At 44.9% G+C, this 8838-nt stretch carries 10 protein-coding genes; 8 read left to right on the plus strand and 2 right to left on the minus strand.

Annotated elements, in window-relative coordinates:
* The first annotated feature begins 3 nt into the window (after positions 1-3).
* The 5 genes from BK127_RS25410 to BK127_RS25430 all read left to right on the plus strand — a co-directional run bounded on the left by BK127_RS25410 (position 4) and on the right by BK127_RS25430 (position 5238).
* On the plus strand, positions 4-1617 hold the full coding sequence (locus tag BK127_RS25410; RefSeq protein WP_076234324.1) for an ABC transporter ATP-binding protein: 1614 nt from the start codon (positions 4-6) through the stop codon (positions 1615-1617).
* A gap of 17 nt (positions 1618-1634) precedes the next feature.
* Positions 1635-2774 (plus strand): cysteine synthase family protein, encoded by a 1140-nt coding sequence (locus BK127_RS25415; protein ID WP_076234325.1) that lies wholly within the window; start codon positions 1635-1637, stop codon positions 2772-2774.
* A gap of 116 nt (positions 2775-2890) precedes the next feature.
* A complete protein-coding gene (gene cntE / locus BK127_RS25420) occupies positions 2891-4078 on the plus strand; it encodes a staphylopine family metallophore export MFS transporter CntE (protein ID WP_305954325.1) in 1188 nt (395 codons plus the stop codon).
* 33 nt (positions 4079-4111) lie between these two features.
* The gene (locus tag BK127_RS25425) at positions 4112-4630 is read left to right on the plus strand and encodes a GNAT family N-acetyltransferase (protein ID WP_076234326.1); all 519 of its coding nucleotides are present in this window, start codon (positions 4112-4114) and stop codon (positions 4628-4630) included.
* A 173-nt stretch (positions 4631-4803) separates the two neighbouring features.
* Positions 4804-5238 carry a hypothetical protein gene (locus BK127_RS25430; RefSeq protein WP_076234327.1) on the plus strand — a complete coding sequence of 145 codons (435 nt, stop codon included), beginning with the start codon at positions 4804-4806 and terminating at the stop codon, positions 5236-5238.
* Positions 5239-5359: 121 nt separating this feature from the next.
* Here BK127_RS25430 and BK127_RS25435 read toward each other — a convergent pair whose 3' ends face one another.
* Complete coding sequence (locus BK127_RS25435) at positions 5360-6475, minus strand: AbrB family transcriptional regulator (protein ID WP_076234328.1); 1116 nt, start codon at positions 6473-6475, stop codon at positions 5360-5362.
* Between the two features lie 173 nt (positions 6476-6648).
* Between BK127_RS25435 and BK127_RS25440 the strand changes: the two genes are divergently transcribed.
* From BK127_RS25440 to BK127_RS25450, 3 genes are all read left to right on the plus strand, one after another.
* Positions 6649-7533, plus strand: coding sequence for a TetR/AcrR family transcriptional regulator (locus tag BK127_RS25440; protein ID WP_076234329.1), 885 nt, complete (start codon positions 6649-6651; stop codon positions 7531-7533).
* Between the two features lie 66 nt (positions 7534-7599).
* Positions 7600-8100, plus strand: coding sequence for a DinB family protein (locus BK127_RS25445; RefSeq protein ID WP_076234330.1), 501 nt, complete (start codon positions 7600-7602; stop codon positions 8098-8100).
* Positions 8101-8132: 32 nt separating this feature from the next.
* Complete coding sequence (locus BK127_RS25450) at positions 8133-8642, plus strand: GNAT family N-acetyltransferase (RefSeq protein ID WP_076234331.1); 510 nt, start codon at positions 8133-8135, stop codon at positions 8640-8642.
* Here the strand turns inward: BK127_RS25450 and BK127_RS44530 are convergent.
* Positions 8634-8838: hypothetical protein (locus BK127_RS44530; RefSeq protein ID WP_218639036.1), on the minus strand; the 205-nt coding region annotated here is incomplete at its 5' end. The genes BK127_RS25450 and BK127_RS44530 overlap by 9 nt on opposite strands.

Raw genomic sequence — 8838 nt, forward strand, 5'->3', positions numbered from 1 at the left:
AACATGACGGATAAACAGGGCGAGAAGATATTGCAGGTCACCAACCTGCAAGTGATCTATAAGCATAACCAGCAATCCATTAACATATTGGATGATCTTACTTTTGATTTGAGAAAAGGCGAGATTCTTGCTTTGTTAGGAGAAAGCGGTTCAGGGAAATCAACGATAGCCAAGGCCATCACGGGGCTGCTTCCCCCTTCTGCACATATAGCTGGTGGAACGTTGCAGATGGGCTCCACGTTGAACGCGGATTTGTCTGGTAAGACCGTTCAATGGGATCTGATTAGAGGAAGAGGAATCGCAATGCTCTTCCAGGATGCCCAGCAAGCACTTAACCCCGTTCTTAAAATAAAAGAGAATTTTAAAGAAAGTCTGCTCTTTCATCGGCTTGCTGCTCCGGATGAAGTTGCCTCCATAAGTACACGATTGCTGAGCATGCTGGGCTTTAAGGATGCGTCAAGCATTCTGGAATGTTATCCATTTCAACTCAGTGGCGGCATGTGTCAACGTATTTGTCTTGCTCTGGCATTGTGTCTCAAGCCTGCAGTTCTTGTTGCAGATGAACCGACCTCTGCGTTAGATACGGTGAGCCAAAAAGAGGTGCTTGATCTATTAAAAAGGTTGCAGGAGGAGCTTGGCTTAACCGTTCTTCTGATTACCCATGATATTGCCGTGGCGAATGCCATAAGTAATCGAGTAATTGTGTTGAATAAAGGAGTAATCGAGGAAGAAGGCGATACCAGATCCGTATTATCGAAGCCCCATGCAGCCTATACTCGACAATTACTGGTATCCCGCTCTCAAATCCCAAGGCCATCGCATGATCGTGAGCTGCTGAAACAGCATAACGAACCCTTGCTCGAAATCATTCAGCTGGAAAAGACTTTTAATCGGACAAAGCGTGTTCTGCATGATGTGAATCTAACGTTGAATCAGAAGGAAATATTAGGCATTCTCGGACAAAGCGGTTGCGGCAAATCAACTTTAGCCAAATGTATGATCGGCTTGGAATCTCCGAGCGGAGGACGTGTGTTGTATCGTGGAACCGATATTAGCCGGCTGCAAGGCCAACAAAAGCGGGAAATTTGCAAGCAAATCCAATTAATTTTCCAGGATGCCAGAGCTAGTCTTAATCCAGGGCGTAATGCGCTGCAATTGGTGCAGGAGCCGCTTCAATACTTGCAAATCGGATCGCATAGAGAACGGGAAGCGCTGGCAGCCTTCTATCTGAAAGAAGTGGGCATTGTCGGGGATACACAGATCAGGCGTCCTCCTCAGCTAAGCACTGGTCAATGTCAGCGTATAGCCATTGCCAGAGCGCTGGTGTTGAAGCCAAAGGTCCTGATTTGTGATGAAGCGGTATCCGCACTAGATATGAGGGTGCAGGCTCAGATCCTGGCACTGCTGCAACGATTACACAAGCAATTTGAATTTTCGATTCTTATGATTTCACATGATATTAGAGTTCTTCGTTCCTTTTGTGACCATATCGCAGTTATGAACAATGGAAGCTTCAGTGAAGTCAAACGAGCAAGTGAGCTGCTCCATGAAAGTAAGCAGCCGCATACGCAGTTACTGCTTAAATGTGCGGGTGACATGGAAGAAGGTCTTTATTAAGGAAGGAATGATAAGCTATGATCACCAGTATTCTTGAGACCATTGGTAATACGCCGCTCATCACGATTCCCAACACCAATAAAGCGAACGAAGGTCAAGTGCTGTTTAAATATGAACGATTCAATCCTGGAGGAAGCATCAAGGACCGACCTGCGATTTATATTATTAATGAAGCTGAGCGCAGAGGATTGCTAAAGCCTGGAGGCACGATCATCGAGTCTTCAAGCGGCAACTTCGGTATTTCCCTTGCTATGATCGGTGCGGCCAAAGGTTATCGTGTCATCGTTCTGGTAGATCCCAAAACAACAAGTACTAATTTGGCGTTATTAAAATGTTTTGGCGCAGAGGTCATTGTTGTAACTGAACAGGATGACTGTGGCAGCTATCATAAAACAAGAATCTCCCTGGCCAACAAGCTGGCGCAGGAAATAGCAAATTCGTATCGGCCTGATCAATGCTTTAATCTTCTTAATAGTGAAGCACACTTTAATAGCACAGCCCGTGAGATCATGGAAATGTGCTCGAACACTCTTGCGGTCTTTATTACAGCGGTGAGTACCGGTGGGCAATTAGGCGGGATTTCGAAGTATCTAAAGACGTTTGCACCTGATGTGCAAGTCATTGGAGTGGATGCTGTAGGCTCTGCAATTTTTGGAGGACACACGGATTCGTATCTAATACCAGGGGTAGGTCTGGGTTGGACACCGATTAATCTGAACATGGCTTATATTGATTGTGCTTATAAAATTACGGATGAGCAAGCATTTCTCACAGCTCGAGCGTTTGCCCGTCATGAAGGGATCCTAATGGGGCCCTCTAGTGGAGCTTGCGCATTAGTTGCCCTCAAGCTTGCACAAGAACTGACACTGGATAAACGTGTAGTCTGCATGATTTCGGATGGAGGGGAGCGTTACATACAAACCCTGTTCAATGATGAATGGATGGAACAACAAGGCTTTGCGACTGCAGCTGATATTGAAACGATCCGCACGATGGCCAGGCAGCTGCAGCCTTGGAGCACGTGCCCTGCTGATAGTGCCAACTATAGATCAGACTTAATTGACGGCTTGGAAGTTCCGGATTCCACGTTACATATAAATTCAGAGATATTAAACCGGGTCGATTACCACGAGGGGAGTTCCATTCTTATAGACTAATCAATCATCGTATGAGGGGAGCGGCTTCGTCTACCGTACAAACTGAAGACGAAGCCCGACCGCGGTTAACCAACAACGACTACACATAGGAGACAACAGGCCGGAGGATATTTCTAATGATTATAAACAAGGCCGTTTCAGCGCCTTTCGTACGCTTGTATACACTTGCTCTATTATTCTTTAGTGCCAATTCGATCCTTAATGTCATCGTGCCTATACGAAGTGAAGTATTGGGTGCAAGCAATAGTCACATCGGATTCATTATGGGCGCCTATATGTTCACCAGCATGTTATTTCGTCCATGGGCTGGTCATCTGGTCCAGAAACATGGAGCTATCCTTGTGCTTCGTTTCCTGTTGATCGTCAATGGCTTGGCCCTAGTTCTGTATACATGTACCGGATTGGAGGGGTACTTGGCCGCTCGTGTGATGCAGGGGGTGTGCACCGCATTTTTTTCAATGGCACTTCAGATCGGCATTATTAACGCGCTGCCAGAGGAGCAGCGCTCTCAAGGCTTGTCGCTGTATTCGCTGTTTACGTATATCCCGACGATTATCGGCCCATTGATGGCAATTGGGATATGGGATCATGGTGGTATGAGCGGTTTTACGATAACAATGGTTGTTATTGCGCTGGTTACGGGAATGTTTGGCTACAGTGTTCCCATACATTCCGTCCGGCCGCAGGGAAATGCCCCTAAAGAAATAACGGGAATGCGAGCCCTACTGAGTCACATCGTAAGCAATCGCCCGCTGCTGATTTGCAGCTTGCTGATGATGATTGCATCTGTCGTGTTCGGAACTGTGACCGCATTCATCCCGCTGTATGCCCGGCAAATCTCATATGGACATGCCGGACTTTATCTGATGATACAGTCTCTAATTGTTGTTGTCGCCCGGTTCGCGCTCAGTAAACGTATTCCTTCTGACGGCAAATGGCATGCGTGGTTTGTCGGAGGCATCTGTTTGATTGGAGCTATTGGCTCATCATTGTTGTCCTTATCACTGGCATGGGGTCCGATTGCTTTGTATGCCGCAGCGGTTCTCATTGGCATTGCCCAGGCGATTCTGTACCCGACACTAACCTCGTATTTGACATTTGTACTGCCGGGAACCTCTCGAAATGTATGCATTGGACTGTTTATTGCAGCAGCCGATCTCGGTGTTTCCATGGGCGGCATGGCTATGGGCCCGATAGCGGATCGATTCTCATATAGCACGATGTATGCAGTAAGCGCAGGATTGGCAGCTATCGCCGTATATATAACGTTGATGAACCGAACGATGGAAAGCCGGATGCAGTAAGCTGAAACCAGTTGAGATAGGAGGAACATGCTAATGAAGCAAGGAAAAGAGGTTGTAATCGTTTCAGCGGATGCGGCTAGGGGCACGGAAATTAAAAATTTTGTACTAGCCATGATGAGCGATTTGTACCCGCGAGGTTCATATTATGAGAATCCGCATGATCTGGCTTTCTTTAAAGAAGTGTACATACAACCTGCACATGCAGGTTTTTTCATAGCTGAGGACATGAATGGCCGTATTATCGGCACTGCTGCGGTCCGAATGTACGATAGGCGCTTTCCTGAACTTGAACCCGTTTTCGGAAGCGGATCGGTCTGCGAAATCGTCAAGTTCTATATTCACCCGGATAGTCGAAGAATGGGAATCGGAGGTCGTCTGTACGAGAAAGCTGAACAATTTGCCAGAGAAGTCGGTTACGGCGAGAGCTATTTGCATACTTCGTTGTATTTGCCTGGAGGTTATCCGTTCTGGCAGTCCCGAGGCTACAGCGAATGTTATAGGGAATCAGAGAACATAGTGCATATGAGCAAGAGATGGAACGAATCCGATTAGCTTTGGACAGTCATCAGTTTTTTTTATTAATTGCTTGCCTGGAGTACAACCGCATATGTCGTAACGCCATAGGTCTAGTAATAACAATGAAAAAAATGAAACCATTGATCCGATTTTTCGTATTATAACTATTAGTTATAAAATACTTAAAATAATGATGGAGGGTTAATGGTATGTGGAAAAAGTTATCTATGGTTATATTGGGGTTAATGATTGCCATATCGTTCAGTCACGTAGACGTAGCAGATGCTGCCAAGTCTTACAAGGGTCCTAAGAAAAGCATCAATCTGGACAAAACTCCGAATCAAAACAGCGGCGCCAACAAAGCCGATCCAAGCACAGCTACCAAAACACCAAATACGACTACAAATCCGGGTACAACAGCAAAACCGGGATTTTTTAATGGTGGTTTGATGAAGGGTCTACTCATCGGTGGTTTGGCTGGTATGCTGTTCGGCGGCTTATTGGGCGACTTGGGGGGACTCGGGAATATCTTGGGGCTGCTGGTCAACATATTAGCTGTCGTGGCTTTGGTTGTGGGCGTCATCAAAGTAGTGCAGCATTTCCGTAACAAACGTAAACTTGATGAAGAAGCTAACCGCAACTAATCCATATGGATTGACGCGATTAAAAAAGGGCAGACGAATGATTGCATTCGAGCTGCTCTTTTTTATTGTGTCATATGAAGGACTTTGATTCCCTTGGATGTGTGCTCTTATTGCTGGATACTCAACTTGCTTTATCTGGTAACGGGCCCTCTGGACGCAGCCTTGCTTTGAAAAGTGCCTTCAGTACCGGCGGCACTACGAGGAAAATAAATAGAGTTCGGAATAACTGGTAACAGGTTACGAATGAGAGATCTGCGTTAACCTCTTTTGCTATAATGCCCATCTGATCCATCCCACCCGGAGATAAGCTCAAAAAGCTGGTGGACAGCGGTACTGCATGCATGAATGCCAGCAGGAGACTCAAACCGATGGAGCAAGTCAGCAATGCAGCTCCGCTTAATAATGCAAGCACCATAATTTTAACTTTGTTGTTCAGGTTTTCAGGCTTCAGCATAAGTCCCAAATAACCGCCAATTAACAATTGTGAAATATTTACAAGTGACGGGGGTAGAGTGGGTCCTGAAAATCCGGATAGATGGAGAACAATTGTTGCAACCATCGGTCCGAGCAAAAACGCTGTGGGAAATTTAATTTTTTTCCAAAGTAATGCAAACCCTGTACATACAACGGCATACACCATAATATGCGGGAATAATCCACTCCAGCTCGCGGCGGCGGTTGAGCCAGCAATAGGAAGAGAATGGTGCAGTGAGCCGAATAACGGGCTAAAAATGAGCAAAGGGACAAAGAATACAATCATGATGACTCGCGAAATTTGCAAAAAGGTAATCACCGTTAAATCAGTCCCTTTGAGCTCCTCGGCCAAAGCGATGATTTGACTCAAACCCCCAGGAATGCTTCCCATCAAGACGGTAGGGAAATCCAGACCGGAAAATTTGGCTACCAACCAGGCAATGAGGCAGGAACAGACCAGCAGCAGTGCAGTGAGCAGCACCATAGAGGGCAGTTGCTTACCGATTTGTGCAAAAGTCTCCAGTGTAAATGAGAGCCCCAGCATGTAGCCTACAATAATCATTCCAGTATCGCGCAAGGACCCTGACCAATAAGGTTTAACTTTTTTGGATAGTCGGGATCCTGCAAAAACCGCAACCATGGGACCCAGCAGCCATGGAATGGGACAATGAATCCATTGAAATAAATACCCGCCAATCACGGCAAGCACCCCGGAATAAAGCAGCTGTACCCATTTATTATCGGCCGAAAGAGAACTTTTCATAGCATCATCACTTCTTTTCGCTCGATTGTTGGCGTCCAAAGCACCATGCCTTGGCAGCCCTTTTCAATATGTAGAAACCAATGAGTTCATTATATGACTGTTGAGTTTTTGGTGTCAACTCCTTTATTGACCGTGTCAGGAAAGCATGTCAGAATAAACAGAGAGGTGAGGGTATGATTGATCTTGAAGAAATGAAGAAGCGGCAAATTTTACATACAGCCAAGGCTGTTTTTATAGAAAAAGGTTATTTCTCCGCATCGATGAAGGATATCGCGGAAGCGTGCGGCATGGCCAAAGGCAGTATTTACAAAATATTTGATTCCAAGGAAGATTTGTTTACGGCTGTATTTGAGGATTGTCATCTCATCATGTTCGAGCTAGCCAGAGAGCTGGATCGCCAACAAGGTGATGTAACGCCTATGGAGAGATTGCGGCGCAGAATTGAATTTCAGCTCCAATATACGCTAGAAAATTATTTTTTTCTGAGTGAGTTCAAGGAGCTTCCTATCACCAGTAATGAGAAGTTTGTTACAGTCTGGAAGAAGAAACGTGCTACCATGCTTACCTGGCACCGGGATTGTTTTTATGAAGCATACGGAAATCGTATTGAGACATATATTTGGGATATTGTGGCTATATTTAGAGGTCAGCTGAGGGAGTATATCACTTACGCTCATCAAAAGGTGATTGCTCTCCCGATGGCTGAACTGGCGCATTTCTTAGTTGAACGGATGGATGCCATTGTTAATGATATACTTCTTAAACAGGGCAGACCTGTGCTCAATGAGTCGAGTATTTATTTTAATCACATTAACCCCATCGACTCCCACACACAGAAACAATCGATCCATGATTTTCTGCTAGCTGTGGCATCCCGTATACAGGAGCTTCCAAAGCCGGAACATGTACGCCACGAGCTGCAGGAAGTGGTCGATTTGCTGCAGCGGGAATTTAAACAGGACGTCCCTAACAAGACACTGGTTCATGTGTATACCACTTTTCTTGAAACTGTGGTTGAATTGCGGCCTTATGTGAGACAACTATACTTAATGACATAAAATAACGTATGGCTTGAATTCCAGGTCAAGCATGCAGCAGTGATTAGAGTTAAAGGAGTGGTTCATTTGAGTGATCAGAAATGGATTGAAACCTACAAATGTTCTTTACAAAGCTATTCGCTGGAGCAACTAAGGCATATTTCAGAGCAAGGGGTTTGGTCTCTCGGCCAAATGTACAATCACTTGATCCTCGCTTCGCTCGATTACCTAGACCAAGTGGAAATGTGTGCGGCAGCTGGTGAAGAGCAAAAGCTCGGGAAGACAGAGGCTGGAGAACATTTGTATCAGCTCGGCGGATTCCCGCCAATAAAAATCAAGCTGCCGGACGGGCCTGCAAACTCACCCAGCAATACGGAAAGTATAGAAGATCTTATGCGTGGACTCGATCAAGTGTGGCGAAAAATAAAAGAATGGGAAGGGAAGCTTGATACGATCAACCCAAACTACAAAGTTAAACATGCTGGCTTTGGATGGCTGAACGCGCAGGAGTGGTTTGCTCTTGTCGATATGCATTTGCGTCATCACTTGCGTCAAAAGTGTGAACTGGAGGAAGGTTATAAGCATTAGTAAAATCTATACAACGAAATGTAGGTATATATATGAAAATAAGAAGGGCTGAGTTAGCTGATGCGAAAGGGATTGCCAAAGTACACGTCGATAGCTGGAGAACAACTTACACCCATATTATTTCAGATGACTTCTTACATAATCTTTCCTATGAAAGACGAGAGCAATTATGGAACAATGTCATTCCTCAAGGAATTGTGTTTGTAGCAGTAAATGATGAAGGGAAAATTGTCGGTTTTGCAGATGGAGGCATAGAACGAAGTGGAAAGTATCTGGATTATGATGGGGAATTAAACGCAATCTATTTGCTTAAAGAATATCAAGGTCAAGGGATAGGAACGATACTTGTGAAATCCGTTGTTCATGAATTGAAGCAACTCGGAATGAAATCATTGGTTGTTTTGGTGTTAGAAGATAATAATTCCCGCCTATTTTATGAAGAGCTTGGGGGAAAGTGCATCGACACCGTGGAGATAGAGTTTTCTGGAAAAAAATTAAAAGAACTTGTATATGGTTGGGATGATATTAATATATTATTTTGAACAGTCCCCCAGAATCTTCAGAGGAATGACCATGACCATCTGACAGGCTGAAGCAGAATTCCATTTGAAAAATGGAAAGCGTTGTGCTATCATAAAAACCATCATAAATTGCGATGAAGAGAAAAAAATACGAAGGCTCTTATGTCCAGAGAGCAGAGGGAACGCTGAAACCTTTGCCATAATCCTTGTATGATGT

The organism is Paenibacillus sp. FSL H7-0331 (assembly GCF_001956045.1).